Raw genomic sequence first — 25,580 nt, 5'->3', positions numbered from 1 at the left:
AGGGCCTCACATGCGCCTCACATGATCGAAATGCGCGAAATGTCCGCCCGTGTAAATCTGGTCGAGGCCCCATCCCCCTCACCCAGAAACGGGAGAACCGCATGGGCATCAAGGACCAGTTCCAGGACAAGGCTCAGGACCTCGCCGACAAGGCCAAGAGCTCCATGGGCGACAAGGGCGACCAGGCGCGCGACCGCGCCTCGCAGGCCCGTGACGAGGCCAGTGAGCGGTCCTCGCAGGCTCCGGACCAGGCGCAGGACGCCGCGCAGGAGCAGCGGGACAAGTTCGACCGGGACTACGACGCCTGACGTGTAGCTCGTGCGAGGAGGCCCCCGGGACGCCGGGGGCCTCTGCCGTTCCCGCGTGCGCGACGGCTCAACTCACCGCGCGCGCCTGCTCGTCCGCCGAGCCGCCCGCCCCGACGAGCCCCGTCGAGACGCTGCCGAGCCGCGGCTCGAACCGCTTCATCTCGCGCTGGCCGACCGACCCGATGACCGCGGGCAGGTAACCGCGGATGCCCTGCATGCCGCGCAGCCACCACTGCGCGTACACATGGCCGGAGCGGCGCTCGATGCCCGCCACGATCCGGTCCACGGCGGGGCCGAGCGGATACGTCTTGTTGGACGGCCACGGCAGCCGCTGCCGCAACTCCCGCATCACATCGTCCTGATCGGCGCCCCGCACCATGTCCGTGTCCGTCCAGGACAGATAGCCGACGCCAACCTTGACGCCCTTGTAGCCGACCTCGGCCCGCAGCGCGTGCGCGTACGCCTCCACACCCGACTTCGACGCGCAGTACGCCGTCATCATCGGCGCCGGAGTGATCGCGGCGAGCGACGCGATCTGCAGCAGATAGCCACGGCTCTCCATGAGGACGGGCAGGAAGGCCCGTCCGGTCACCGCGCTGCCTATGAGGTTGACCTCGATGACGCGGCGCCACGCGTCCGGGTCGGACTCCACGAACGGACCGCCGCTGGCCACGCCCGCGTTGGCGACGACGATGTCGACCTTGCCGAAGTGCTGCTTGACCTCCTGCGCGACCTGCGCCATCGCCGTGTGGTCGGTGACGTCCGCGTGCCAGTGCGCGGACTCGGTGTGCAGCCGCTCCGACACCTGCTTCAGCTCGTCCGGCTCCAGGCCGACGAGGGCGACCTTCGCGCCGCGCGCCGACAGCTTGCGCGCGAGCAGTTCACCGACTCCGCGCGCCGCGCCCGTGACGACCGCGACCTGTCCTTCGAGGCTGACCCTGCTCATGCGCCCTCCTTGACCTGTACGTACGTTCCGGCGAGCTCCCTGATCCGTCCGGTGACGGCCTCGGGCGCCTCGATGGGTGTCATGTGTCCGATCCCGGGGAGCTCGGTGAGCCCCAGGCACTGGGGCAGGGCGGCGGCGATGCGCCGCGCGTGCACGACGGGGGTGAGTCGGTCGGACGTTCCCGCGATGACGGCCGTGGGCACCTGCAACCCGCCGACCTCCACGTCCAGTTGCAGCGCGTCGAGGACGCCCGACCAGCCGTGGCGCACGTCGCGGGGGCAGGCGTGCACGATCCGCGCGCAGGCCTCGACCTTCTCGGGCGCGGCGGCGGGGCCCATCGTCGCGTACTTGAGGATCCGCTTGGCCACGGGCGTGACGGGCCCGAGCGGGGCGCGCGAGCCGAGCACGGACCGGGTGATCCGGGTCCGCGCACGCCCGGCCCGCAGCAGCGGCACGACCAGCGACTCGGCGACCAGCGCCGAACTCCCCGTACTGCACAGCAGGACGGCGGCGGCGTGCTCCCGCACTCCGGCACGGCCGCCCGCGGCCATGATCGTCATGCCGCCCATGGAGTGCCCCACGAGGACGGCCTTCTCGCCCGGCGCGAGCGTCTGTGCGAGCACCGCTTCGAGGTCGTCGGCGAGCGCCCGCGTGCTGTACCCGTCGGCGTCCGCCGGAGCCACACTGCGGCCGTGTCCCCGCTGGTCGTAGGCGATGACGCGGTGGTCGGCGCAGAGGTCGCGCATCTGCGCGGCCCAGAAGGCCGTGGAGCAGGTCCACCCGTGCGCGAGCACCACGGCGGGCGCCCCTTCGGGACCGTGCACCTCGACGTGGATGCGGGCGCCGTCGGCGGAGACGGCGGTGACCTCGCGGGCGGCGGCGGGCGGCGCGTACCGGCCGTTGGTGACGTGGGTCAGTCGGCTCATGTCCCGGCCTCGGCCTTCTTCCTGCGGGAGGCCTGTGCCGCGGGCTGCGGCTTCGGGGGCCGCACCACCTCGTACTCGGAGAGGTCGACCCGCCGCGTCGCCGCCCTGAACTCGGTGGTCGTGCCGGGCCAGACGGTGGTGTTGACACCGTTCTCGTCGAGGTACCAGCTGTTGCAGCCGCCGGTGTTCCACACGGTCCGCTTCATCCGCTCCTGCACCCGGTGGTTCCAGGCGCTCACGGAGTCGGCCCGCGCGGCGAGGGCGGCGCGGCCCCCGAGGACGTCGAGCTGGCGCAGGTAGTCCGCCATGTAGTTCAGCTGCGACTCGATCATCAGGATCATGGAGGAGTTCCCGAGCCCGGTGTTCGGGCCGATGATCGTCATCCAGTTGGGGAAGCCGGCCGCGGTCGCGCCGCGCAGCGCGTTCATGCCGCCCTTCCAGCTCTCCATGAGGGTCTGCCCCTCGTCGCCCACCACGCGCTCGGCGATCGGCATGTCCGTGACGTGGAAGCCGGTGCCGAAGACGATCGCGTCGACCTCGGTCTCCGTGCCGTCCGCGGCGACGACGGTGTTGCCCCGCACCTCGCTCAGACCGCTGGCGACGACGTCGACATTGGGCTTCGCGAGCGCCGGGTAGTACGTGTTGGAGAGCAGGATCCGCTTGCAGCCGATGCGGTACGTCGGGGTCAGCTTGGCCCGCAGCGCCGGGTCCTTGATGGCCCGGTACATGTTCCGCTTGGCGATCTGCTCGACCATGCCGAGCTCGTTGGGCCGCTTGGTGAACGCCTGGACCTGCAGCTCCCGGATGCCCCACAGGAGGCCGCGCCTGGCCTGCGTGGTGAAGGGCAGCTGCTTGTGCAGCCAGCGCTCGGCGCCGGAGATGGCACGGTCGGCGCGCGGCATCACCCACGGGGGCGTGCGCTGGAAGAGGGTGAGCCTGCCGACCTTCTTCTGGATCTCGGGCACGATCTGGATGGCGGAGGCGCCGGTGCCGATCATGGCGACGCGCTTGCCGCTGAGGTCGTAGTCGTGGTCCCAGCGGGCCGAGTGGAAGACCTTGCCGGGGAAGGTGTCGATGCCGGGGATGTCCGGGGTCTTGGGGTCGGAGAGCGGCCCGGTGGCGGAGACGACGACGTCGGCGGTGTAGGTGCCGTTGCTGGTCTCGATGACCCAGTGCAGCCGGTCGGCGTCCCAGGTCATCAGCTTCACCTCGGTGTCGAGGCGCAGATGCGGGCGGAGCCGGAAGGTGTCGGCGACGTGCTCCAGGTACTCCCGGATGTGCTCCTGGCCGGAGAAGGTGCGCGGCCAGTCCGGGTTGGGCGCGAACGAGAACGAGTACAGGTGGGAGGGCACGTCGCAGGCGCAGCCCGGGTAACTGTTGTCGCGCCAGGTGCCGCCCACCGCGCCGGCGCGCTCCAGGACGACGAAGTCGATGATGCCCTCGCGGCGCAACCGCACGGCGGCACCGAGGCCGCCGAAGCCGGATCCGATCACCGCCACCCGTACGTGCTCGTGCTCTGTCATTCCGCCGCCTCCCGGAAGTACCTGAACCCTGCCAGTGTCTACTGGCGCAATTGGGAGAGTAAGGCAGTCGCGTACTCATGGGTAGGGGTTCGGCGGGGGAAAGTTACCGACGGTATGACCCCAGGGGGTGTCCGTCGGGTCCGGCTAGGCTTCCCACGTGGCAGACGAACGAGAAGGCGGAGCCGGGCACGCACCCTCCGGCGGCGCGGGCGGGGGCACTCCGGACGGCGGCGTACGCGAGTTCCGCATGGAGGCGCTGGCCGAGGAGGCCGGCATCACCGTGCGCACCGTGCGCTTCTACCGCGAGCGCGGACTGATCCCGCCGCCCCGCCGCGAGGGCCGCATCGCCTGGTACGACGAGCACCACCTGGCCAGACTCCGCACGATCGCCGCCCTCCTGGAGCGCGGCCACACCCTGAACGGCATCGCCGAGCTGGCCGACGCCTTCGAGAAGGGCCGCGACGTGGGCGAACTCCTCGGCCTCGGCGAGCCGACCGAGGAGCAGCCGGTCCGCCTCACGCCCGAGGAGCTCGCCGACCACTTCGCCGGCGAGGTCACCCCCGAGAACCTCGTCGCCGCCCTGGACCTCGGCTATCTCGGCACGGACGGCGACGAGCTCGTCCACATCAGCCGCCGCCTGCTGGACGCCTCGTCCACCCTGGTGCGCAAGGGGGTGCCGCTGGCCGCCGTCCTGGAAGCGGGCCAGCGCGTGCGCGAACACGCCGACGCGCTCGCCGAGTTGTTCATCACCGTCATGCGCACGCACACACCGGACACCACCGACGTCGACATCGACCAGCTGCGCCCGCTCGCCAAGAGCGTGGTGGAGGCGGAGCTGTCCATGGCGCTGGACCGCCGCCTCAAGGAGAGCTGACACGGGCTCTCAGTACGGGAGCCACCACCGCGCCTTGTAGATGCCGCCGTCGACCAGCTTGTAGGCGGACTCCGGCCGGTGCACGCTCACCGTCGTGGTCCACCAGGTCTCCCCGAGACCGGGCTCCGGGACGGTGGTCAGGACCTGCCCGGTGCGCGGATCGTCGCCGACGGCCTTCACGGACTTGCGCGAGATCTCCGCGGCCCCGGCGAAGTCCTGCACGAAGACGCGGCCCTTCGGCTCGTACTGGAACACGGCCGCGTTGGTCGTCACCCACAGCCGCCCCCGCCGCCCGGCGACGGGGAACAGGTCGTGGCCGCCAGGCGTCTTCCCCGGCGTGCCGACCGGAAGACCGACCGCGTCCTTCCGCTCCAGCGTCGGCCGCGCGGCGGTCCCGCCCACGGCGTACGTCACCAACTCGTCGTCACCGAGGGCCCGGAGCACCTGCCGCGCGCGGTCCCAGTGCAGCGCGTGCGCCCCCTTCAGCTCCGCCTCGGCGAACCGCGTGGCCCGCGGCCCCTGCGACGCCGCGTACAGCCGTACCCGCGCGCCCGTGCTGCACGCGACGGCCACGTTGCCGTCGGGCAGGATCTCGGCGCTGTGCGGATTGAACAGGTCGTCGCCGGGCCCGATCGCCGTGCCCCAGTACCGCCTGCCGGTGGGGTGCTCGACGACGGCCACGAATCCGAACGACGCCGTCGTCAGGACGTATGTGCGCCGCCGGTGCAGCCGAACCTTCGCCTCGCACGGATACACCCAGCTCACATCCGGCAGCAGATCCTCGTAGCGGGGGTCGCCGACCGGCGAGAACGCCCAGCGGACGACGGACGGGTCGGCTTCCGGGTCCCAGACGCGGCGCCGCGGGTCGAGCACGAGGAGGCGCCTGGTGGCCTGCTCGGTCAGCAGTACGGGCGGCGTACCGACGGGGACCCCGTCGCCGCCGCCCGTCGCGTACGCGCGCGTGGCGGGCAGCGCCGCCCCGATCCCGGCACCCGCCGCGCCCAGCACGACGGCACGTCTGGAAGGCATGGCCGACATGAAATCCCCCTGACGGCTCGACAGTTGGTCATGTACGCGACCGAAATCTGCCATGCCGCCCGGCCCCGGGACAGCCTTCTACCGGACTTTGTGCCCGTGTCCCGCCGGAGAACCACCCCGGCGGAGGACGAGGGGGCCTACAGGTCGTAGACCACCGTCACGGGCGCGTGGTCGCTCCACCGCTCGCCGTGGCTCGCGGCGCGCTCCACGTACGCCTTCAGCGCGCGCTCGGCGAGGCCCGCCGTCGCGACCTGGTAGTCGATGCGCCAGCCCGTGTCGTTGTCGAAGGCGCGCCCCCGGTAGGACCACCACGAGTAGGGGCCCTCGACGTTCGGGTGCTGCGCCCGCACGACGTCCTCGTACTCCGCGAAGACCTCGTCCATCCAGGCGCGCTCCTCCGGCAGGAACCCGGAGTTCTTCTTGTTGCCCTTCCAGTTCTTGAGGTCGGCCTCTTTGTGGGCGATGTTCCAGTCGCCGCAGACGACGACGTGGCGTCCGTCGGCGGCGGCCCGCACCTTGAGTTCCTTCAGGTAGGCGAGGAACTCGTCCATGAAGCGGATCTTCTCGTCCTGCCGCTCGGTGCCGACCTCACCGGAGGGCAGATACAGGCTGGCCACGGTGACGCCCGGCAGGTCCGCCTCGACGTACCGGCCGCTGCCGTCGAACTCCTGCGACCCGAACCCGACCCGCACCCGGTCCGGCTCACGGCGCGTGTACAGCGAGACACCGGCGCGCCCCTTGGCGGCGGCGGGCGCGTGCACGACGTGCCAGCCCTCGGGGGCCCGCACCTCCTCGGGCAGCTGGTGCTCCTCGGCCCGCACCTCCTGGAGGCACACCACATCGGCCGAGGTGTCGGCGAGCCACTCCACGAAGCCCTTCTTGGCGGCGGCGCGCAGCCCGTTCACATTCACGCTGGTCACAGTGAGCATCCCGGCACGATACCGGCCCCTACCGGCACACTGGTCCGGCACCACCGCCACCACACCCATCTCCCGTAACGCATAGAAGTACGATGGAGCGCATGACTATCCAGACAAACGCCACCGCCCCAACCGCCGCCGCGCCGGAACTGCGCACCGTCACCTTCGCGCACCCCGACGCGGTCCGCCTCAACGACCTCGTCCAGCTCGAATACGCGGAGCGCTACGGCGACGAGGGAGACATCACACCCCTCGACCCGACCATGTTCGAGCCGCCGCGCGGCCGCTACTTCATCGCATACGACGAGCACGGCACCGCACTGGCCACGGGCGGCTGGCGCAGCATGGACGGGAACACCGAACACGACGAGAACTACCGGGACGGCGACGCCGAGCTGAAGCGGATGTACGTCACTCCGCAGGCCCGGGGCCTGGGCCTCGCCCGCCACATACTCGCGGCACTCGAGGCCGACGCGAAGGCGGCGGGCCGGGTCCGCATGGTCCTGGAGACGGGCACGAAGCAGCCCGAGGCGATAGCCCTGTACACCTCAAGCGGCTACACCCTCGCACCGGAGAAGTTCGGCCTCTACCGCTTCGACGACCTGAGCCGCTGCTACGAAAAGACCCTGTAGCCTCGCCCTGGCCGCTCCATGCGTGACCGGTCGAAGACGTCGGGGCCCCCTGCCGCAACCCCGCCCTGCCGCTCAGTCGCCCGTGACCGCCGACCTCAGATCGAGCACCGCCTCGGCCCCGCCCCCCGCCGGATTGCCGAACCGCAGCCCGGCCCCGAGCACCTGCGCCTGCCCCTGCGCGATCGTCAGCCCCAGCCCGAGGCCCACGCCCTTCTCCCCGCACCCGCTCCGGAACCGCTGCGGCCCACCGGACAGCAGGGACTCCGGGAAGCCGCCCCCGGAGTCCCGCACCCGCACCACCCCGCCGTCGACCTCCACCGTCACCGGCGCCGCCCCGTGCCGCAGCGCGTTGCTGACGAGGTTGGCGACGATCCGCTCCACGCGCCGCGGATCCGTCACCACCGCCACGTCCCGCACGACGTCGACGCTCACGCCGTCCGCACCCGCGGCCCCGGCGGCAGCCGACCGGCGCACCAGCGCCCCCAACTCGCACTGCTCGGCCGCGACCTGCTCCCCCGCTCCGTCGAGCCGCGCCACCTCGATGACGTCGTCGACGAGTGCCCGCAGCCGCGCCGCGGACTCCCGCACCAGCTCGGAGGGGCGCCCCGGCGGCAGCAGCCCGGCCGCCGTCACCATGCCGGCCACCGGGGTGCGCAGTTCGTGCGCGATGTTCGCGGTCACCTCGCGCTCGGCCTGCAACCGGGCGGCGAGCGCGTCGGCCATCGTGTTCACGGCGGACGCGAGCCGGGTGATCTCGTCCTTGCCGCGCAGCGGGAGCCGCGCCGTGAGGTCCCCCTCCGCGATGCGCTGCGCCGCCCCGGCCTTCGTCCTGAGCCGCCGCCCGAGCCGGGTGGCGACGAGCAGCCCGGCCACACAGGCGAGGGCGGTCCCGAACCCACCGGAGATCCACAGCACCCGGTCGAGATCCCGTACGGTCTCCGCCTCCCTGTCATAGGGCCGCTTCAGCGCGACGACCTCCTTCCCGTACCTGCTCGCCGCCCACAGCTGCGGGATGCGCCCGGTCCGGTCCAGATAGACGCCCCACTGCCCGTTCGCCACAGCCCCGGCGAGCGGCCCCGGCAGGTCGACCGGGTCGATGAGAGTGCGGTCCCCGTCGACCCCGGCCGCGTGGTCCTGCACGGCGGTCTGCAGCCGGTCCCCGATCTGGCTGCGCGCACCCGCGTACTGGGCGTCGACGGTCCGATGGTGGACGAGCAGCCCCATGACGACGGACACCAGCGCGGCAGTTCCCGCGATGGCGACACCGATCTTGGTCCGCAGCCCCATACCGTTCCCGTTCCCCGCGCCCTCAGATGTCCGGGATCGACAGCCGAATCCCCTGGAACTGCACGTTCACCGCCGCCGCGGGCAGGTCCTCCGGCTTCTTCGGCTCGACGGTCGCCCGCCGGTAGTACGCCATGCGCTCCTGCTGCTCGAGCCCGCTCAGCGTCAGCGTCGCGTCGTACGGATCGTCGGAGCACTTGGGACTGCACCAGGGCCCACCGAGTTTCCCGGTGGCCCGCGCGGTCGGCCCGCCCCAGTCCCGCCAGCTCAGTTGCGAGACCACGACGTACTCGGTGAGCTGCGCCGACGTCGGCTGCTGCAACGCGACGCCGGCCGCGTCCGCGATGTAGACGGGCCCGGCCACCCGCGAAGGCTGCAACGCGGACCCCTCCACGTGCAGCCCCCGAGGCTCGGCGGCACACCCGCCCAGCACCAGCGCGACAGCCAACGGGACAGTAACCCGCAAAGGGGACAACATGCATCAAATGTATCGAGCGCGACGTACATCACACGCCGAGAGGAACCACTCGTGGTGCACAACGCAAAGATCCCGCCCAGTTCGATGAACTGGACGGGATCTCATGTGCAGTGGACCTGTGGGGATTTGAACCCCAGACCCCCTCGATGCGAACGAGGTGCGCTACCAGACTGCGCCACAGGCCCTTGCAACGAGTGAAACTCTAGCATCCCGATCGGGGTGCTTGGAAATCCGTTCCTGGCAGGTCAGGCCAGGGGGACCCGACGGCCCCTCACTCGTTCGCCGCGCGCGGCCGGTCGCCGTCCTCGTACTGGTCGAAGAGCGGCGTGCGGCCGCGCTCACGGGCGCGCCGCGCGGACGCCGCCCGGCGCTTGTCGCTGCGGCCGCCGGCGGCGTCCGCGCCGTCGACCCCGTCGATGTCGCCCGGCCCCGCGGAAGGACGCTCCCGCTCCGCCCGGGCATCCCGCGCCTCGCGGTCGGCCGCGGGCTCGGCGGTCGGTTCCGCGGTGCTGGAGCGCGCCGCGCTCCACGCGTCGGGCGCGCCCAGGTCGACGCTGCCGGTGGCGCGCGGGGCGACCGGCGCGGTCACGTACGTCGGCAGCGGCACCGGGACCGGGTCCCAGCTGTCGCCGCGGCCGGGGCCGCGCTGCCGCTCGCGCTGCTGGTCGACCCACTCGGCGTGGTCGGTCTGCTCGACGAGGGCGCGGCGGTCCGCGGCGAGCGCCGAGAGGCCGGTCTCCGTCTCGGGCGCCGGGCCGTCGTCCGCCGACTCGTCGGCCGACGGCTCCGCGGGCCTGCGCCGGGGCTGCCGCTCGCGCAGCCGCTGCGCCGCGACCTCGGCCCTGCGCCGGTCCATCGTGTACGTGAAGCGGCGCCGTTCCTGGCCGCGCAGGTAGACGATGTACGCGCTCAGGAGCACGGCGGGCACGGCGGGCACCCACAGGAGGGCGAGCCCGCCGACGGCGGCGACGACCGCACCGATGGTGAAGGCGAGGAAGAGGAGGACCGTCGTACGTCGGCGTCGGGCGAGCACCTTGGTGCGCCGGGCGCGTGCGGCGGCCTCGGCCGACGCGGCGCGCTGCGCGGGTGTTTCGCGGGAGGGTGCGCCGGTCGCGGGGGCCGACGCGGATTCACGCTCCCGATCCCGATCTCGCTCCCGGTCCCGCTTCCGCACGGGTTCCCGTTCCCTGACCGCTTCCCGCTCGCGTACCGGTTCTCGCTCGGGTTCCCGCTCCCGTTCCCGTTCGGGCTCGCGCTCGGTCGGGGGCGCGACGAAGGACCGGACGTCCACCGAGCCGGTGATGCCGTCCGGGTCGTCGAGCGACTCCCCTTCCTCGGGCGAGCGCGCTTGCAGGTCCTTGGCGTATCGGCGCTCCATCCCCGCCCGTCCGGACAGCAGCCGGATGGCGGTGCTGAAGCGTTCCGTCGGACGGGCTTCGTTCAGCTCGTCCTGCCTACGGAGCCACATCGGCACCAAGTAGGCGGCCCAGGCCCCGACGATGACTGCGTAGATGAGGCCGCTGCTGCTCACGCTCACACGGTAGAGGGGTTTGTGTGAGGCCATCTGCCAATTGCGTCGGTGTGTCGCACGATCTGGCTGATATCTCGAACTTTTTTTGTGACTGGTGCGATCAACGGGCCGCCGAGAGCGGGAAATTAATGCCTGAGACAAGTCTCATACGCGCCTCAGACGGTCGTTCGGGCCGTAATTTCGAACACTTATTTCATTTACGGGGGTCGAGAACCGGCCGGAGCCGCGAACAGGTCCGGACCAGGTCACGGTGGGGGCGGGCGGCGGGAACGCTAGGCCGTGTTCCGGGGGCGCGCCTGGTGCCAGCGGCGCAACAAACCCTCCGGCACCTCTTCGGCCGTGAGCGCGAAGACGAGGTGATCGCGCCACGCTCCGTCGATGTGCAGATACCGCGGGCGAAGTCCCTCCTCGCGGAATCCGAGTTTCTCCACGACCCGTCGGCTCGGTGTGTTCTCGGGTCGAATACAGACCTCGATACGGTGCAGCCCGACCGAACGGAAGCAGTGGTCGACGGCGAGCGCGACGGCGGTCGGCATGACGCCGCGGCCCGCGACGGACCGGTCGACCCAGTAGCCGACGTGACCCGAGCACATCGAGCCCCAGGTGATCCCCGCGACCGTCAGCTGTCCGACGAGGCGGCCCTGGTACTCGATGACGAAGGGCAGCATCCGGCCCGCGTTGGCCTCCGCGCGCAGATGACGGACCATCTGCCGGTACGTGGGGCGGTGCACGATCGGGCCGCTCGGGGTGGGCGGCGGGATCGTCGCCTCCCAGGGGCGCAGCCAGTCCCGGTTGCGCCGGTTGACCTCACGCCAGGCCCGCTGGTCGCGCATCTTTATCGGACGGAGGGCGATGTCGCCGTCCGTCAGCTCGACGGGCCAGGAGGAGCCGTTCAGCTCGCACCCCCCGGCGGACCGGGGTGGTCGCCGCCGCGCAGCTGGTCGACGGCGTGCTTCAGCAGCGGCTCCAGGACGGCGAGACCGTCGCGTACGCCTCCGGTGGAGCCCGGCAGGTTCACGATGAGCGTCCGGCCCGCGACGCCCGCCAGTCCGCGCGAGAGTGCGGACGTGGGGACCTTCTCCCTGCCGTACGCCCGGATCGCCTCGCCGATGCCCGGCACCTCGTGGTCGATGACGCCGCGGGTGGCCTCGGGCGTGCGGTCGGTGGGCGAGATGCCGGTGCCGCCGGTGGTCAGGATGACGTCGTAGCCGGCCTCGGCGCCCGCGCGCAGGGCCCGTTCGACGGGGTCGCCGTCGGGGACGACCTGCGGCCCGTCGACGGCGAAGCCGAGCGCGGTCAGGCCCTCGGCGAGGATCGGGCCGCCCTTGTCGGCGTAGACCCCGGCGGCGGCGCGGTTGGAGGCGGTCACGACGAGCGCGCTGTACGGCGCGGGCAGGGCGCCGCCGGCCGGGGTGTCGAGGTCCTGGCCGCTCATGCCTGCTCCCCGGACGGCTCGTCGTCGCGCTGCCAGTGCCCGGACTTGCCGCCGGTCTTCTCCTCGACCCGCACGTCGGTGATGACCGCGCCCTTGTCGACGGCCTTGACCATGTCCACCACGGTGAGAGCCGCGACGCTCACCGCGGTGAGGGCCTCCATCTCGACGCCCGTGCGGTCGGTCGTCTTCACGGTGGCGAGGATCTCCACGGCGTCGTCCGCCACGGAGAGGTCGAGCTTCACTCCGGAGACGGCCAGCGGGTGGCAGAGCGGGATCAGGTCCGGGGTGCGCTTGGCCCCCATGATCCCGGCGATCCGCGCGGTCGCCAGGGCGTCTCCCTTGGGTACGCCCTCGCCGCGCAGCAGCTCGATCACGCGCGGCGAGACCAGGACGCGGCCGCTGGCGCGTGCGGTGCGCGCCGTGACGTCCTTGGCGGACACGTCGACCATGCGGGCGGCGCCCGCCTCGTCGATGTGGGTCAGTCGCTGCTGCTCAGGGGCTCCGGGGGTGTTCCCCCGGGAAATCGCGGTCATGTGCTTGGCGCTCCCGGTCCGGGCCCCGCGCGGTGCGGCGCGCGGGCCTGTTGTGCGCGACACGGTACCGCGCGGGCGGCCTCCTCAGCCGAGCAGGACCACCTCGACCTCCGCGGCGGGCTCCACGGAAGTGGTGTCCTCGGGGATGACGATCAGCGCGTTCGCGTGCGCGAGAGCGGCGATCAGGTGGGAGCCGGACCCGCCGACGGGTGTCACGCGGCCCGCCTCCGCGTCGTACTTCCCGCGGAGGAACTGGCGGCGCCCCTCGGGAGAGGTCAGCGCCTTGTCCGAGAGGAGCTGCGCGCGCGTGGAGGACCGGTGCACCTCGGGCAGGCCCATGAGGGTGCGGATCGCGGGGCGCACGAAGAGCTCGAAGGAGACGTACGAGGAGACCGGGTTGCCCGGCAGCGCGAGCAGCGGTGTGTGGTCGGGGCCGATGGAGCCGAAGCCCTGGGGCTTGCCGGGCTGCATGGCGATCCTGCGGAACTCGACGCCGCCGCCCGCCCCGATGCCGTCCTCGTCGTCGGGGTCGCCGATGGCGGACAGGGCCTCCTTCACGACGTCGTACGCCCCCACGCTCACGCCGCCCGTGGTGACGATGAGGTCGGCGCGGATCAGCTGGTCCTCGATGGTGGAGCGCAGCGTCTCGGCGTCGTCGGCGACGGCGCCCACGCGGTAGGCGATGGCTCCGGCGTCGCGGGCCGCGGCGGTGAGGGCGAAGCTGTTGGAGTCGAAGATCTGGCCGTCCGCCAACTGTTCGCCCGGCTGGATCAGTTCACTGCCGGTGGACATGACCACCACGCGCGGGCGGGGGCGCACCTTCACCGTGCCGCGGCCGACCGCGGCGAGCAGGGCGATCTGCGGGGGGCCGAGGACGGCACCCGCGGCCAGGGCGCGGTCGCCCGCCTGGACGTCGCTGCCGCGTGCCCGCACGTGCGCGCGGGCCTCGGCGGGACGGTGCACGCGGACCTCGCCCGACGCGCCCTCAGGGGCGGCGCTGTGGGCGCGCATGCCGGAGACGGGGCCTTCGCCCAGGCCTCCGTCGGTCCACTCCACGGGGACGACGGCCTCGGCGCCGGGCGGCAGCGGGGCACCGGTCATGATGCGGGCGGCCTGGCCGGGGCCGACGGTGGGCTGTGCGCCCGCGCCCGCGGCCACGTCGCCGACGACCGTGAGGACGGCGGGGAACTCCTCGCTCGCGCCCGCGACATCGGCGACCCGCACCGCGTACCCGTCCATGGAGCTGTTGTCGAAGGGCGGCAGCGAGACGGGCACCGTCACGTCCTCGACCAGGACGCAGCCCTGTGCGTCGAGGAGTTGGAGCTCGATGGGTTCGAGCGGGCGGACGGCTTCGAGGATGTCGTCCAGATGCTCTTCCACCGACCAGAACGGGTTCTGGCCGGTGGGCGGTGTCGTCGTGCTGCTGCTCAAAGTGCTACATCTCCTCGGTGACGTAACTGCGAAGCCAGGACTGGAAGTCCGGTCCCAGATCTTCACGTTCGCACGCGAGTCTGACAATGGCACGCAGATAGTCGCCACGGTCGCCGGTGTCATAGCGGCGGCCCTTGAAGACCACGCCGTGCACCGGGCCGCCGACCTTCTCGTCCGCGGCGAGCTGTTGGAGGGCGTCGGTGAGCTGGATCTCGCCGCCGCGGCCCGGCTCGGTCTTGCGCAGTACGCCGAAGATGCTCGGATCCAGGACATAGCGGCCGATGATCGCGTAGTTCGACGGGGCGTCGGCGACGTCGGGCTTCTCGACCAGGTCGGTGACCTTGACGACGTCGCCGTCCTCGGTGGCGTCGACGGCGGCGCAGCCGTAGAGGTGGATCTGCTCGGGGGCGACCTCCATGAGGGCGATGACGCTGCCGCCGTGCCTCTCCTGGATCTCGACCATGCGGGCGAGGAGCGGGTCGCGGGGGTCGATCAGGTCGTCGCCGAGCAGTACGGCGAAGGGCTCGTTGCCGACGTGCGGAGCGGCGCACAGGACGGCGTGACCGAGTCCCCTGGGGTCGCCCTGGCGGACGTAGTGCATCGTCGCGAGGTCGCTGGACTCCTGGACCTTGGCGAGGCGCGCCTCGTCGCCCTTCTTCAGGAGGGCGGACTCCAGTTCGTAGTTGCGGTCGAAGTGGTCCTCCAGCGGGCGCTTGTTGCGACCCGTGATCATGAGGACGTCGTCGAGACCCGCGGACACGGCCTCCTCGACCACGTACTGGATCGCCGGCTTGTCGACGACCGGCAGCATCTCCTTGGGCGTGGCCTTGGTGGCCGGCAGGAAGCGCGTGCCGAGACCTGCGGCGGGGATGACCGCCTTGGTGATCCGGCCGTGGGGGGGGTGAGACTCAGTCATGCCGCCACCATATCGGGTGCGTATGTGCGGAATCTGTGGGTCCGGAATATTCGTCGGCATATGCGCCGACCAGGAAGGAATTGTGAGATCCCCATGAACGGAACCAGTGGTACCGAGGCCGAGGGCCAGCCAACCAAGCGCACGTTGCGGCGAGGCTTCCTCGCGGTGAGAAGCGGGTTGACTGAGGATGACGCACGGAAGGCGGCCGCGGTTCTCGCCGACCGCGCACTCGACCTGCCGGAGCTCGCCGAGGCACGGACCGTCGCCGCGTACGTGTCCGTGGGCCGCGAACCCGGCACCGGCCCGCTGCTCGACGTCCTCCACGCGCGCGGGACCCGTGTCCTGCTGCCGGTGCTGCTCCCGGACAACGACCTGGACTGGGGCGCGTACGACGGGGCCGGCTCCCTGACCCGCGTACAACACCCCGGGAAGATGGCCCTCTTGGAGCCGTCCGGGGAGAGGCTCGGGCCGGACGCCGTCCTGGAGGCGGACGCCGTGCTGCTGCCGGGGCTCGCCGTGGACGCGCGCGGGATGCGACTCGGGCGGGGCGGCGGATCGTACGACCGCGTCCTCACCCGGCTGGAGCGCGCGTCCGCGGATCCCGCGCTCGTGGTGCTCCTGTACGACTCCGAAGTCGTCGCGCACCTCCCCGACGAGGAGCACGACCGGCCCGTGCACGCCGTCGTGTCGCCGGCGGGGGCGCGCCGGTTCCGTGACTGAGACCGGTACGCCGAAAGGGCCCTCCACGCGTGCGTGGAGGGCCCTTTCAGTGGATGGCCGTCAGGGGCGCAGGACCAGCTTGTCGCTCGTGCTGCCCTCGACCGCCTTGTCCGAGAACGCCCACGGCAGCAGTTCGCCCTTGGTCCACTTCTCCGTCTGGTCGGTGTAGTGGTCGTTGTAGGCGTGTCCCGACGCGCCGGTGAGGTTGATCCACTTGGACTTGTCGAGGTCCTTGAGGTTCACCACCATGCGCATGGAGGGCACCCAGAGCACTCCGTAGCCGCCCGCCGCGTTCCAGCCGGTCGCGTTGACCGCCGCCTCGCCGCCGCCGAGGTTCCACGGGCCGCGGTTCAGGACCCACTGGAGCCACCCGGGCCCCTCGGTGCCGAGCGTCTGGTTCTTCAGCTCGAGCCGGTGCAGACGGCCCCAGCTCCAGCTGTCGACGTCCTTGCCGAGCTTGGCCGTCAGGTCCCAGCGCGCGTCCTCCAGGGCCCGCTTGAACAGCTGGTCGCGGGTCTTGGTCTCGTCGTCGGTGCGGGTCCCCGGCGACTTCCACCAGTCGTTGGTCTCGTCGTCGATGATCTTGCGGATCACTTCGTAGTAGCGGTCGCCGCCGTCCGGCTGGGCCGAGTCGGCATCGCGCTCACCGCATTCGCGGACCTTCTTGCCCTCGTCGGCGGGGCCGGTGTTGCCGGCCGGCTCGACGGTCAGGCACTGGCCCTTGACGCGCAGCTCCTTGGGGAGCTTGTTGCCGATGGCCAGCTTGAGGATGTTGCGCCAGACCGAGTTGAAGTACGCGGCGGCCGCGGAGTCGGCGTCCTGGGTGTAGTCCCATCCCTCCAGGAGCTTCTGCGCCTCGCGGACGTACTTGTCCTTGACGTCGATCTTCAGCAGCTTGGGCACGAGCAGCTTGGCGATCTCGCTGCTGTTGTCCATCTGCATGAGGCGCATGTCCTCGGTGGAGATCTTGCCGCCGTTCTTGATCTTCGACTGGATGAGGTCGTCGATCCGCTGGCTGCGCGCTCCGTAGCCCCAGTCCGAGGTGAGCTTGTACGGGTAGTCGGCCTTGTCGCGGTCGTCGATCACGGCCTGGTTGGCGGTGACGATGTAGCCGCGCTTCGGGTTGTACTCGTAGGGCAGCGCGTCCTGCGGGATGTAGCCGGTCCAGCGGTACGCACGGTCCCAGCCCGGCGCGGGCAGCGAGCCGTCGCCCTTGCCGCGCTTGGGGATCCGGCCGGGGGCCTGGTAGCCGATGTTGCCTTCGGTGTCGGCGTAGATCAGGTTCTGGGACGGCACTTCGAAGGAAGCGGCCGCCTTGCGGAACTCCGTGAAGTTCTTCGCCTTGTTGAGCTCGAAGACGGCGTCCATGGACTTGCCCGGGGTCAGCGCGGTCCAGCGCAGCGCCACTCCGTAGCCGTCGCCCCGGTCGGGGGCCGCGGTGTCCACGCCGGCCTTCTTGCCGACCTTCACGAGCTCGTCGTCGCGGTCGGAGATCAGCGGCCCGTTGTTGGTCTCGCGGACCGTGATCTTCTTGTCCTTGCCGCCGGCGACCTTGATGGTCTCCTCGCGGGAGGTGAAGGGCAGCACCTTGTCGTCGTACTGGTAGCCGTCCCCGGTGAACTTCTCCAGGTACAGGTCCGTGACGTCGGCGCCGAGGTTCGTCATGCCCCAGGCGATGTCCTGGTTGTGTCCGATGACCACACCCGGCATGCCGGAGAACGTGTAGCCCGAGACGTCGTACTGGCACTTGTCGGAGACCGAGCGGCAGTGCAGGCCCATCTGGTACCAGACGGAGGGCAGCTGCGGCGCCAGATGCGGGTCGTTCGCGAGGAGCGGCTTGCCGGTGATGGTGTGCTTGCCGGAGACGACCCAGGAGTTCGAGCCGATGCCGTTCCCGTTCGGGCCCAGGATGGCCGGAACCTCGTCCAGGGCACCGGAGACGCCGTTGAGCTGTGACTGGAGTCCGTTGGGCGCCTCGGTGCCGCCCGCGAGGCCTGTACCGGCCGCGCCGTTGCCGGTGCCGGTGTTGGTGCCCGTGCCGCCGGTCCCTGTGCCGCCGGTCCCGGTTCCGGGCGTACCCGACGTGCCCGTGCCCGTGCCGCCGGTTCCGGACTGCGTGCCGGTGGCCTTGGCCTCCGGGTCGTACTTCCCGGTGACGCTGTTGTAGGCGCCCTCCCGCACGACGGGCTTGTTCCGCTTGAACGGGTACTCGGGGTACAGGTCCTTGATCTGCGACGGGCCGAGGCGGCTCGTCATCAGCGAGCGGTCGATCTCGTCCTGCATGTTGCCGCGCAGGTCCCAGGCCATGGCCTTGAGCCACGCCACGGAGTCGACGGGGGTCCACTCCTGCGGCTTGTAGTCGTTCTCGAAGCCGAGCGCCGCGTACTCGACGGAGATGTCCTTGCCGTCCTTGCCGGACAGGTAGGCGTTGACTCCCTTGGCGTACGCCTGGAGGTACTTCTTCGTCTCCGGCGAGAGCTTGGAGTCGTACTCCTTCTTCGCCACCCGGTGCCAGCCGAGCGTGCGCAGGAATTCATCGGTCTTGACCTGGCTCTTCCCGAACATCTCGGAGAGCCGCCCGGAGGTCATATGACGGCGGACGTCCATCTCCCAGAAGCGGTCCTGCGCCTGGACGAAGCCCTGGGCCATGAAGAGATCCGCGTCCGACTCGGCGTAGATCTGCGGGATTCCGTTCCCGTCGCGCTTCACGTCGACGGGGCCGGCGAGACCGTCGAGCTTGATCGTTCCCTTGGTCTGCGGGAAGGAGGCGCGCACGGTGCTGACGCTCCAGTACGCGCCGAAGCCGATGCCTCCGACGATGGCCAGGACCAGGACGATCACGACGAGTCGGGCTCGGCGCCCCTTCTTCTTGCCGGACTTATGACCGGAAGAGGCGTTGGTGTTGGAGGGCATCGCTGTCCTTGCTGTCCTTACGCGAGCGGCAGGGCGGGCTGTGCTGTCGACTTGGGCGGCTCTGGGAGCGCAGGAGCAACCATAGGCGCAGGGCGTTGGCGCTCCGGACGCGGAGTCAGGAACCGAGCCCCCTTGAGATCGAATAGTCATTCGACGGCGTCAAGAAAGCGTTAACAATTAGGTAAGGTAACGAAGTACTCCTACGTAGTACTCGGCTCCACGGAGGACTCCTACGTAGTACTCGTTCACGGAGGAAGGAACGGCCCCTGACTGTCCACCACCTCAACCAGCTCCTGCTCGTCTGCTCGCTCGTTCTGCTCGTCGCCGTCGCGGCGGTCCGCATCTCGTCGCGCAGCGGGCTCCCCAGCCTGCTGCTGTACCTGGGCATCGGCATCGCCATGGGCCAGGACGGCGTCGGCGACGTCCACTTCAACAATGCCGAACTGACGCAGGTCATCGGCTATGCCGCCCTGGTCGTGATCCTCGCGGAGGGCGGCCTCGGGACGAAGTGGAAAGAGATCAAACCCGCGCTGCCCGCGGCAGCCGTGCTGTCGACCGTCGGCGTCGCGGTGAGCGTCGGCGTCACCGCGGCGGGCGCCCACTACCTGGTGGGCCTCGAGTGGCGGCAGGCGCTGATCATCGGCGCGGTGGTCTCGTCCACGGACGCGGCAGCGGTCTTCTCGGTGTTGCGGAAGGTGCCGCTCCCCTCGCGCGTGACGGGTGTCCTGGAAGCGGAGTCGGGGTTCAACGACGCCCCTGTGGTGATCCTCGTCGTGGCGTTCTCCACGGCGGGACCGGTGGACGACTGGTACGTGCTGCTCGGCAAGATCGCCCTGGAGCTGGCGATCGGCGCCGCGATAGGCCTCGCGGTCGGCTGGCTCGGCGCCTACGGCCTGCGGCACGTGGCGCTGCCCGCCTCCGGCCTGTACCCCATCGCCGTCATGGCCATCGCCGTCGCCGCGTACGCCGCGGGCGCCATGGCACACGGCAGTGGATTCCTCGCCGTCTACCTCGCCTCGATGGTGCTCGGCAACGCCAGGCTGCCGCACTGGCCGGCCACCCGCGGCTTCGCCGAGGGCCTCGGCTGGCTCGCCCAGATCGGCATGTTCGTCCTGCTCGGCCTGCTGGTGACACCGCACGACCTGCTCGACGACACCTGGCCCGCGATCATCATCGGCCTGGTCCTGACGGTGGTGGCACGCCCCCTGGAAGTCGTCCTCAGCCTGCTGCCGTTCCGGGTGCCCTGGCCGGAGAAGGCCCTGCTCTCGTGGGCCGGACTGCGCGGCGCCGTGCCCATCATCCTGGCGACCATCCCCATGGTGAGCGGCGTCGAGGACAGTCAGCGGATCTTCAACATCGTCTTCGTCCTGGTCGTCGTCTACACCCTGATCCAGGGCCCCACACTGCCCTGGCTGGCCAGGAAGCTGCGCCTGGGCGACTCCTCGGAGGCCGCAGACCTCGGCATCGAGTCGGCGCCCCTGGAGCGGCTCCAGGGCCATCTGCTCTCGGTGGCCATCCCCAAGGAATCCCGCATGCACGGCGTCGAGGTGGCCGAGCTGCGGCTGCCCACGGGGGCCGCGGTGACGCTCGTCGTCCGCGACGGCGAATCGTTCGTGCCGCTGCCGACGACAGTCCTGCGGCGCGGCGACGAGCTCCTGGTGGTGGCGACCGATCCGGTGCGGGACGCCGCCGAGAAGCGGCTCCGCGCGGTCGGCCACGGCGGAAAGCTGGCCAGCTGGCTGGGAACCGACGGAGAAAAGCACTAATCGTAGGTGGCGGGGGTCTCATCGGCTGTAATCACAGGTGCTAATGGGACTCCCCCCTGTACGATGAAGGCACCAGATCGAACCAACTCTGCCTGAAGCAGAGCTGGCGCGACCGTATGGCGGTCGAGGCGCCCTCGCAGTGGCACCCGGCATCTACCGCAGTTCCGCGCAAGAGGACAGCTCTCGGCGCCCCCGCACGGGCGCTACCAGGCGGCAGAAAGGCACGGGCCGTGGCATCCACGGTCACCGAATCCCGCCCGGGCTACGGACAGCTCCTGCGCACCCCTCGCGCCTGGACGTTCCTGCTCCCCGGCTTCGCGGCGCGACAGCCGTTCGCGATGCTGACGATCTCCATCGTCCTGCTGGTGCAGCACACCACCGGCTCGTACGGTGCCGCGGGCGCCGTCTCGGCCGCCACCGGCGTCTCCATGGCGCTGTTCGCCCCCTTCAGCGGCAAGCTCGCCGACCGGTTCGGCCAGCGCGCCGTGCTGCTGCCCGGCGTCCTGGTCCACTCCGCCTCCGTCGTCACCCTGACGGTGCTCGCGCTCTCCGACGCCCCTCTGTGGACGCTGTTCGTGGCCGCCGTGCCCGCGGGTGCCTCCACGCCGCAGATCGGCCCCATGGTGCGCGCCCGCTGGGGCGCCAAGCTCCAGGACACCCCCCTGGCCACCACCGCGGCCGCCTTCGAGTCCGTCACCGACGAGCTGACCTTCGTGCTCGGCCCGCTCCTCGCGACCGCGCTGTGCACCACCATCGACCCCTCCGCCGGACTCCTCACCGAGGCCGGACTCACCCTGGTCGGCGGTCTCCTGTTCGCCGCGCAGAAGAGCACCCAGCCCAAGCCGTCCGCGCTCCACGACGAGCACGCACGCGTGGAGCACGTCCCCGCGCTGCGCCTCCCCGGAGTGCGGGTCCTGATCGCCACGTTCCTCGGCATCGGCGCCGTCTTCGGCGGCATGCAGGTCTCGCTGGCCGCGTTCACCGAGTCGATCGGCCGGCCCGGCCTGAACGGTGTCCTGTACGGCACCTTCGCGGCGGGCAACATGCTCTCCGGTGTCGTCTGCGGCGCCATCGCCTGGAAGATCTCCCCGCAACGGCGCCTCCTGGTCGGCTACACGGCGCTGACCCTGATGGCCTCCGGCCTGTGGGCCGCGCACTCCGTGCTGCTCCTCGCCGGACTCGGCCTGCTCGTCGGCATCTGCATCGCGCCCGCCCTCATCACCGGCTACACGCTGGTCGACAAGCTGGTCCCGCCGACCGGCCGCACCGAGGCCTTCACCTGGCTGACCGGCGCGGTCGCGCTCGGCCAGGCGGCTGCCGTGACGGTCGCGGGTCAGCTGGAGGACCGCTTCTGGGACGGGGCCGGATTCCTGGTCCCGCTGGGCGGCACGGCACTGGCTCTCGCGGTCCTCGTGACCCTTCGCTCGCGGCTCGTTCCCAGGGCTCCGGGACGCACGGTGGCGCGTGGCGTCGGTCACCGCGTGCCGGTGACGGTGGACTGATCCCGCGGAATACGTCACTATGGACCGTCGTTAGCACTCATCGAGTGAGAGTGCCAGGAGGAAGCAAGTGCCGACGTACCAGTACCAGTGCACCGAGTGCGGCGAGGGCCTCGAGGCGGTGCAGAAGTTCACCGATGACGCCCTGACCGTGTGCCCCAACTGCGACGGACGCCTCAAGAAGGTGTTCTCGGCGGTCGGCATCGTCTTCAAGGGCTCCGGGTTCTACCGCAACGACAGCCGCGGCTCGTCGTCGAGCAGCACGCCGGCGAACGGCGCCTCGTCGAAGTCGGGATCCGGCTCGTCGTCGTCCTCCTCGTCCACGTCGGACTCGAAGGCCGCTTCGTCCTCCTCGTCCTCGGACTCCAAGTCGTCCGGCTCCTCCTCGACGTCCACGTCGTCGAGCTCGGCCGCGTAAGGCTTTCCGCAGACCGTTCCGCCCGACCCCGCCGTCCTTGCGACGGCGGGGTCGTCGGCGTGTGATGCCCCCGCCGCCCCGGCTAGTGTGCGGGCCATGGTGAACACGGCGAGCGCCGCGCGGGCCGAGATCGGCGTCATAGGCGGCTCCGGCTTCTACTCCTTCCTCGACGACGTGACCGAGGTCCAGGTCGACACCCCCTACGGAGCTCCGAGCGACTCACTCTTCCTCGGTGAGATCGCGGGACGCCGGGTCGCCTTCCTGCCCCGGCACGGCCGCGCCCACCATCTGCCGCCGCACCGCATCAACTACCGCGCCAACCTGTGGGCGTTGCGCTCCGTGGGCGTGCGCCAGGTCCTCGGACCGTGCGCGGTCGGCGGCCTGCGGGCGGAGTACGGACCGGGCACGCTCCTCGTCCCCGACCAGCTCGTGGACCGCACGCAGACCCGCGCCCAGACGTACTTCGACGGGGTCCCGCTCCCCGACGGCAGCGTGCCGAACGTCGTCCACGTCTCGCTCGCCGACCCCTACTGTCCGGTGGGCCGCGACGTCGCCGTGCGGGCCGCCCTCGCCCGTGACTGGGAGCCGGTCGACGGCGGAACACTCGTCGTGGTCGAGGGGCCGCGCTTCTCGACCCGGGCGGAGTCGCGTTGGTACGCGGCGCAGGGCTGGTCGGTGGTGGGCATGACCGGCCACCCCGAGGCGGCGCTCGCCCGCGAACTGGAGCTCTGCTACACGTCCTTGACGCTGGTCACGGATCTGGACGCGGGGGCCGAGACCGGCGAGGGCGTCTCGCACGACGAGGTGCTGCGGGTCTTCGCCGCCAACGTGGACCGGATGCGGGGCGTGCTGTTCGACGCGGTGGCGGGGTTGCCGGAGGGGGACGGGAGCGGCCGCGGGTGTCTCTGCGCGGGAGCGTTGGGCGGGGCGGACACGGGGATCCGGCTGCCGTGAACAGGCGTGTGCACAGGTGGAAGCCCACGTTCGCGTGAGGGAGTTGTCCACAACCGGCGGGTAGTCCACCGGGCTCAGCGAGGATCGGCGCGGGCCTGCATCGTGAGAGCGGAAGCCGAGCTCCTCGCATCGCAGGCGGTGGTTGTCGTGACGCACGTCCCTCCTCAGACCCGACCCGAAATTCACACCCGAACCGAAGATCACGCACGATCCCTGGATCACGTACGGCCCGAGGGTCGCCGGGTCCCTCCCTTCCCGCCCGTGCGGGTGCGCGGCGGGTGGCCGCGGCTCGACCGGCTGCTGCGGCACAGACGGCGGGTGATGGCCGTGGGCCTCGCGATGACCGCGGCGGCGCTGGCGAGCACGGTCCCGCGGGGGGTGGTTCAGGGGGATGCGCCCGCGCCGCACCGGGTCACGGCTGCCACCGCTGCGGCCGATCGTTCCGCGGCCGCGGTGACCGCACCCGTGCGCATCGCGGACGCGGACACCGTGCGCCTGCTGCGGCCCGGCGACCGGGTCGACGTGATCGCCGCCGATGGGTCGCCCTCGGGCGGAGCCGAGCCGCGGGTGGTGGCGTCCGGGGCCCGGGTGGCCGCCGTGCCGGAGCCGGGGGAAGGCCCCGTCGAGAGCGGCGCGTTGGTGGCGCTGTCCGTTCCGAGGGACGCGGCGGCACGGCTGGCCGGGGCCGGGGCGAGCACGCGTCTGGCGGTGACCCTCCGATGAGGCGGAACGTTCACGATCGCACTCAGGGCCTGTCAAGTCGCTGGTTCGTGCGAGTCAATTGGACAGGTCGGCCGGGCTCTCACGTAGGTTGCGAAGTCGTTTGTTCCGCAACCCGCACATGCAACGAAAGGCCTCGTGGTGAGCGAGAAGAAGGAACCGGGCGTCTGGGAGGGCTTCAAGGCCTTCCTGATGCGCGGCAATGTCGTCGACCTGGCGGTCGCGGTGGTCATCGGAGCCGCCTTCACGAACATCGTGAACTCGGTGGTGAAGGGCGTCATCAACCCGCTCGTCGGCGCCTTCGGCACGAAGGACCTCGATCACTACCGCTCGTGCCTGAAGGCTCCCTGCGAGACGAACGCGGCGGGCGAGGTCGTCAAGGGCATCCCGATCATGTGGGGCCCCGTGCTCAGCGCGGTCCTCAGCTTCGTGATCACCGCGGCCGTCGTGTACTTCCTGATGGTGCTGCCCATGGCCAAGTACCTGGCGCGGGTGGCGGCCAAGAAGGCCGAGAGGGAGGGCACGAAGGAGGTCATCGAGGTCTCCGAGCTGGAGGTGCTCAAGGAGATCCGCGACGAGCTGGTGGCGCAGCGCGGCTCGCGCGACTCGCGGCCGCGCGAGGAGTAGCCCGGACTCAGAGGTGGTGGGGCGGCTTCTCGTCGAGGAAGCGCGCGAGGTCGGCCGCGCTGTCGCCGCGGGTGTCGGCCCGCTCGCCCCACCCACGGTCCGTGTCGTCCGATGACTGCTGCGCCAGCGGGTCTTCAAAGACCAGCGCGTTCTTCGGCTTGGCCTTCGGCCTGGGCGTCGGCTCGTCCGGATCGCGCGGCTCGGGGGCGGGGGCGGTACTCATGCCTCCAGGGTACGTCGGCCGCCGCCGCCCCCTCGATTTATACGGCCTTGAGGCCCTGAGCTGCGAAGATCTCCTTGGCAGCGGCCACCTGCTCCGGGGTGGGCGAAGGAGTGTCGCGCAGCGTGAAGTCCTTGCCGAGCGCGTCCCACTTCGCCTCCCCCAGCTTGTGGAAGGGCAGCACGTCGACGCGCGAGATGTTGCCGAGCGAGGCGGCGAACCGGGCGACGCCCTCGATGTTCGCCGGGTCGTCGGTCAGTCCGGGGACGAGGACGAAGCGCACCCAGGTCTCCTGGCCCAGGTCGGCGAGGCGGTGCGCGAAGTCGAGGGTGGGCTCCAGGGGGCGGCCGGTGACCTCGCGGTACGTGTCGGGGTCCCAGGACTTGATGTCGAGCAGGACCAGGTCGACGTCGCGGAGCAGGGCGTCGGTGGCGCGTGCGCCGAGGAAGCCGGACGTGTCGAGTGCGGTGTGCAGGCCCAGCTCGTGCTTGAGGCGATGGAGCAGCTCGCCGGTGAAGACGGGTTGCAGGAGGGGTTCGCCGCCGCTGACGGTGGCCCCGCCCCCGGCCGCGGAGATGAACTTCGTGTACTTGGCGGCCTCCGCGATCACGGCGTCCGCGGTGGTCCGCTTGCCGTTCCGCATCCGCCAGGTGTCGGGGTTGTGGCAGTACAGGCAGCTGAGGGGGCAGCCGGCGAGGAACGTGACGAAGCGCGACCCCGGTCCGTCGACGCCGGTGGACAGGTCCCAGGAGTGGATCGAGCCGGTGACCGGGCGGTGGGTGGCGGCCGCGGCGGGGGTGACCGCGTCGTCGTCGCTGGTGCGGGGGCGCACGGGGATGTCGGTTCCGAGCAGGACAGCCATGGCGTGACTCCTGGACTACTGGCAGGAAGCGGAGTGCGCGGCGCCCGGGGCCGGGGTGAGGGCCTGGCCCCGGGGCCGCGGTTCGGGGGCGGCTCCCCGGAGGGAG

The 25,580-nt window shown here is 71.2% G+C and carries 26 protein-coding genes and 1 tRNA gene; 10 read left to right on the top strand and 17 right to left on the bottom strand.

The window, feature by feature from the left end; genetic code table 11:
• Window positions 1–101: 101 nt before the first annotated feature.
• On the top strand, window positions 102–308 hold the full coding sequence (locus tag DEJ48_RS22950; protein ID WP_150217965.1) for a hypothetical protein: 207 nt from the start codon (window positions 102–104) through the stop codon (window positions 306–308).
• Between the two features lie 67 nt (window positions 309–375).
• Here DEJ48_RS22950 and DEJ48_RS22945 read toward each other — a convergent pair whose 3' ends face one another.
• From DEJ48_RS22945 to DEJ48_RS22935, 3 genes are read right to left on the bottom strand one after another with little or no spacing between them, the layout of a single operon-like run.
• Window positions 376–1,254 carry an SDR family oxidoreductase gene (locus DEJ48_RS22945; RefSeq protein WP_150217964.1) on the bottom strand — a complete coding sequence of 293 codons (879 nt, stop codon included), beginning with the start codon at window positions 1,252–1,254 and terminating at the stop codon, window positions 376–378.
• Entirely contained in the window at window positions 1,251–2,180 is a 930-nt protein-coding gene (locus DEJ48_RS22940) for an alpha/beta fold hydrolase (protein WP_150217963.1), read from the bottom strand. The genes DEJ48_RS22945 and DEJ48_RS22940 overlap by 4 nt, the downstream gene beginning before the upstream one ends.
• Entirely contained in the window at window positions 2,177–3,703 is a 1,527-nt protein-coding gene (locus DEJ48_RS22935; RefSeq protein WP_150217962.1) for a flavin-containing monooxygenase, read from the bottom strand. Before DEJ48_RS22935 ends, DEJ48_RS22940 begins: the two co-directional genes overlap by 4 nt.
• 247 nt (window positions 3,704–3,950) lie before the next feature.
• Here DEJ48_RS22935 and DEJ48_RS22930 point away from each other — a divergent pair, with 247 nt between their 5' ends.
• Window positions 3,951–4,577: a MerR family transcriptional regulator gene (locus DEJ48_RS22930; protein WP_150221331.1), complete on the top strand. Its 627-nt coding sequence runs from the start codon at window positions 3,951–3,953 to the stop codon at window positions 4,575–4,577.
• A 9-nt stretch (window positions 4,578–4,586) separates the two neighbouring features.
• Here the strand turns inward: DEJ48_RS22930 and DEJ48_RS22925 are convergent, their stop codons facing one another.
• Both DEJ48_RS22925 and DEJ48_RS22920 read right to left on the bottom strand, forming a co-directional pair.
• Window positions 4,587–5,606 (bottom strand): DUF6528 family protein, encoded by a 1,020-nt coding sequence (locus DEJ48_RS22925; protein ID WP_223832166.1) that lies wholly within the window; start codon window positions 5,604–5,606, stop codon window positions 4,587–4,589.
• Between the two features lie 146 nt (window positions 5,607–5,752).
• Complete coding sequence (locus tag DEJ48_RS22920) at window positions 5,753–6,544, bottom strand: exodeoxyribonuclease III (protein WP_190537535.1); 792 nt, start codon at window positions 6,542–6,544, stop codon at window positions 5,753–5,755.
• Between the two features lie 92 nt (window positions 6,545–6,636).
• On the opposite strand from DEJ48_RS22920, the gene DEJ48_RS22915 reads away from it, so the two are divergent.
• Window positions 6,637–7,167 carry a GNAT family N-acetyltransferase gene (locus DEJ48_RS22915; protein ID WP_150217959.1) on the top strand — a complete coding sequence of 177 codons (531 nt, stop codon included), beginning with the start codon at window positions 6,637–6,639 and terminating at the stop codon, window positions 7,165–7,167.
• A gap of 72 nt (window positions 7,168–7,239) precedes the next feature.
• Here the strand turns inward: DEJ48_RS22915 and DEJ48_RS22910 are convergent, their stop codons facing one another.
• The 9 genes from DEJ48_RS22910 to galU form a co-directional block, all read right to left on the bottom strand.
• Window positions 7,240–8,454: a sensor histidine kinase gene (locus DEJ48_RS22910; RefSeq protein WP_150217958.1), complete on the bottom strand. Its 1,215-nt coding sequence runs from the start codon at window positions 8,452–8,454 to the stop codon at window positions 7,240–7,242.
• Window positions 8,455–8,476: 22 nt separating this feature from the next.
• A complete protein-coding gene (locus tag DEJ48_RS22905; protein WP_150217957.1) occupies window positions 8,477–8,899 on the bottom strand; it encodes a hypothetical protein in 423 nt (140 codons plus the stop codon).
• Between the two features lie 141 nt (window positions 8,900–9,040).
• Window positions 9,041–9,114 (bottom strand) — tRNA-Ala (locus DEJ48_RS22900).
• Between the two features lie 86 nt (window positions 9,115–9,200).
• Entirely contained in the window at window positions 9,201–10,460 is a 1,260-nt protein-coding gene (glpR, locus tag DEJ48_RS22895; RefSeq protein WP_150217956.1) for a gephyrin-like molybdotransferase receptor GlpR, read from the bottom strand.
• A 272-nt stretch (window positions 10,461–10,732) separates the two neighbouring features.
• Window positions 10,733–11,356: a GNAT family N-acetyltransferase gene (locus DEJ48_RS22890; RefSeq protein WP_263399485.1), complete on the bottom strand. Its 624-nt coding sequence runs from the start codon at window positions 11,354–11,356 to the stop codon at window positions 10,733–10,735.
• Complete coding sequence (locus DEJ48_RS22885) at window positions 11,353–11,895, bottom strand: molybdenum cofactor biosynthesis protein B (RefSeq protein ID WP_150217954.1); 543 nt, start codon at window positions 11,893–11,895, stop codon at window positions 11,353–11,355. The genes DEJ48_RS22890 and DEJ48_RS22885 overlap by 4 nt, the downstream gene beginning before the upstream one ends.
• Window positions 11,892–12,428, bottom strand: coding sequence for a cyclic pyranopterin monophosphate synthase MoaC (moaC, locus tag DEJ48_RS22880; protein ID WP_150184578.1), 537 nt, complete (start codon window positions 12,426–12,428; stop codon window positions 11,892–11,894). Before moaC ends, DEJ48_RS22885 begins: the two co-directional genes overlap by 4 nt.
• Window positions 12,429–12,512: 84 nt before the next feature.
• Complete coding sequence (glp, locus tag DEJ48_RS22875) at window positions 12,513–13,859, bottom strand: gephyrin-like molybdotransferase Glp (protein ID WP_223832165.1); 1,347 nt, start codon at window positions 13,857–13,859, stop codon at window positions 12,513–12,515.
• A gap of 4 nt (window positions 13,860–13,863) precedes the next feature.
• Window positions 13,864–14,775, bottom strand: coding sequence for a UTP--glucose-1-phosphate uridylyltransferase GalU (galU, locus tag DEJ48_RS22870; protein WP_150217952.1), 912 nt, complete (start codon window positions 14,773–14,775; stop codon window positions 13,864–13,866).
• Window positions 14,776–14,868: 93 nt separating this feature from the next.
• Here galU and DEJ48_RS22865 point away from each other — a divergent pair, with 93 nt between their 5' ends.
• Window positions 14,869–15,495 carry a 5-formyltetrahydrofolate cyclo-ligase gene (locus tag DEJ48_RS22865; protein ID WP_150217951.1) on the top strand — a complete coding sequence of 209 codons (627 nt, stop codon included), beginning with the start codon at window positions 14,869–14,871 and terminating at the stop codon, window positions 15,493–15,495.
• A gap of 60 nt (window positions 15,496–15,555) precedes the next feature.
• Here the strand turns inward: DEJ48_RS22865 and DEJ48_RS22860 are convergent, their stop codons facing one another.
• Window positions 15,556–18,408 (bottom strand): penicillin acylase family protein, encoded by a 2,853-nt coding sequence (locus DEJ48_RS22860; RefSeq protein ID WP_150217950.1) that lies wholly within the window; start codon window positions 18,406–18,408, stop codon window positions 15,556–15,558.
• A 266-nt stretch (window positions 18,409–18,674) separates the two neighbouring features.
• Here DEJ48_RS22860 and DEJ48_RS22855 point away from each other — a divergent pair, with 266 nt between their 5' ends.
• The 6 genes from DEJ48_RS22855 (at window position 18,675) to mscL (ending at window position 24,392) form a co-directional block, all read left to right on the top strand.
• Window positions 18,675–20,174 carry a potassium/proton antiporter gene (locus tag DEJ48_RS22855; RefSeq protein WP_150217949.1) on the top strand — a complete coding sequence of 500 codons (1,500 nt, stop codon included), beginning with the start codon at window positions 18,675–18,677 and terminating at the stop codon, window positions 20,172–20,174.
• Window positions 20,175–20,404: 230 nt separating this feature from the next.
• Window positions 20,405–21,676: an MFS transporter gene (locus DEJ48_RS22845; RefSeq protein ID WP_150217948.1), complete on the top strand. Its 1,272-nt coding sequence runs from the start codon at window positions 20,405–20,407 to the stop codon at window positions 21,674–21,676.
• A gap of 67 nt (window positions 21,677–21,743) precedes the next feature.
• On the top strand, window positions 21,744–22,091 hold the full coding sequence (locus tag DEJ48_RS22840) for an FmdB family zinc ribbon protein (RefSeq protein WP_150217947.1): 348 nt from the start codon (window positions 21,744–21,746) through the stop codon (window positions 22,089–22,091).
• A 96-nt stretch (window positions 22,092–22,187) separates the two neighbouring features.
• On the top strand, window positions 22,188–23,045 hold the full coding sequence (locus tag DEJ48_RS22835) for an S-methyl-5'-thioadenosine phosphorylase (RefSeq protein WP_150217946.1): 858 nt from the start codon (window positions 22,188–22,190) through the stop codon (window positions 23,043–23,045).
• A 261-nt stretch (window positions 23,046–23,306) separates the two neighbouring features.
• Window positions 23,307–23,768, top strand: coding sequence for a hypothetical protein (locus tag DEJ48_RS22830; protein ID WP_317850927.1), 462 nt, complete (start codon window positions 23,307–23,309; stop codon window positions 23,766–23,768).
• 135 nt (window positions 23,769–23,903) lie between these two features.
• Window positions 23,904–24,392 carry a large conductance mechanosensitive channel protein MscL gene (gene mscL, locus DEJ48_RS22825; protein ID WP_150217945.1) on the top strand — a complete coding sequence of 163 codons (489 nt, stop codon included), beginning with the start codon at window positions 23,904–23,906 and terminating at the stop codon, window positions 24,390–24,392.
• 7 nt (window positions 24,393–24,399) lie between these two features.
• On the opposite strand, the gene DEJ48_RS22820 is transcribed toward mscL, so the two are convergent.
• Window positions 24,400–24,615, bottom strand: coding sequence for a hypothetical protein (locus DEJ48_RS22820; RefSeq protein WP_150217944.1), 216 nt, complete (start codon window positions 24,613–24,615; stop codon window positions 24,400–24,402).
• Window positions 24,616–24,652: 37 nt separating this feature from the next.
• On the bottom strand, window positions 24,653–25,474 hold the full coding sequence (gene pflA / locus DEJ48_RS22815) for a pyruvate formate-lyase-activating protein (protein WP_150217943.1): 822 nt from the start codon (window positions 25,472–25,474) through the stop codon (window positions 24,653–24,655).
• Window positions 25,475–25,580 lie beyond the last annotated feature (106 nt).

It is taken from the genome of Streptomyces venezuelae (genome assembly GCF_008642315.1).
Lineage (GTDB): Bacteria > Actinomycetota > Actinomycetes > Streptomycetales > Streptomycetaceae > Streptomyces > Streptomyces venezuelae_D.
The sequence above is the reverse complement of the archived record's forward strand: the minus strand, read 5'-3'. Positions and strand labels throughout refer to the sequence as shown.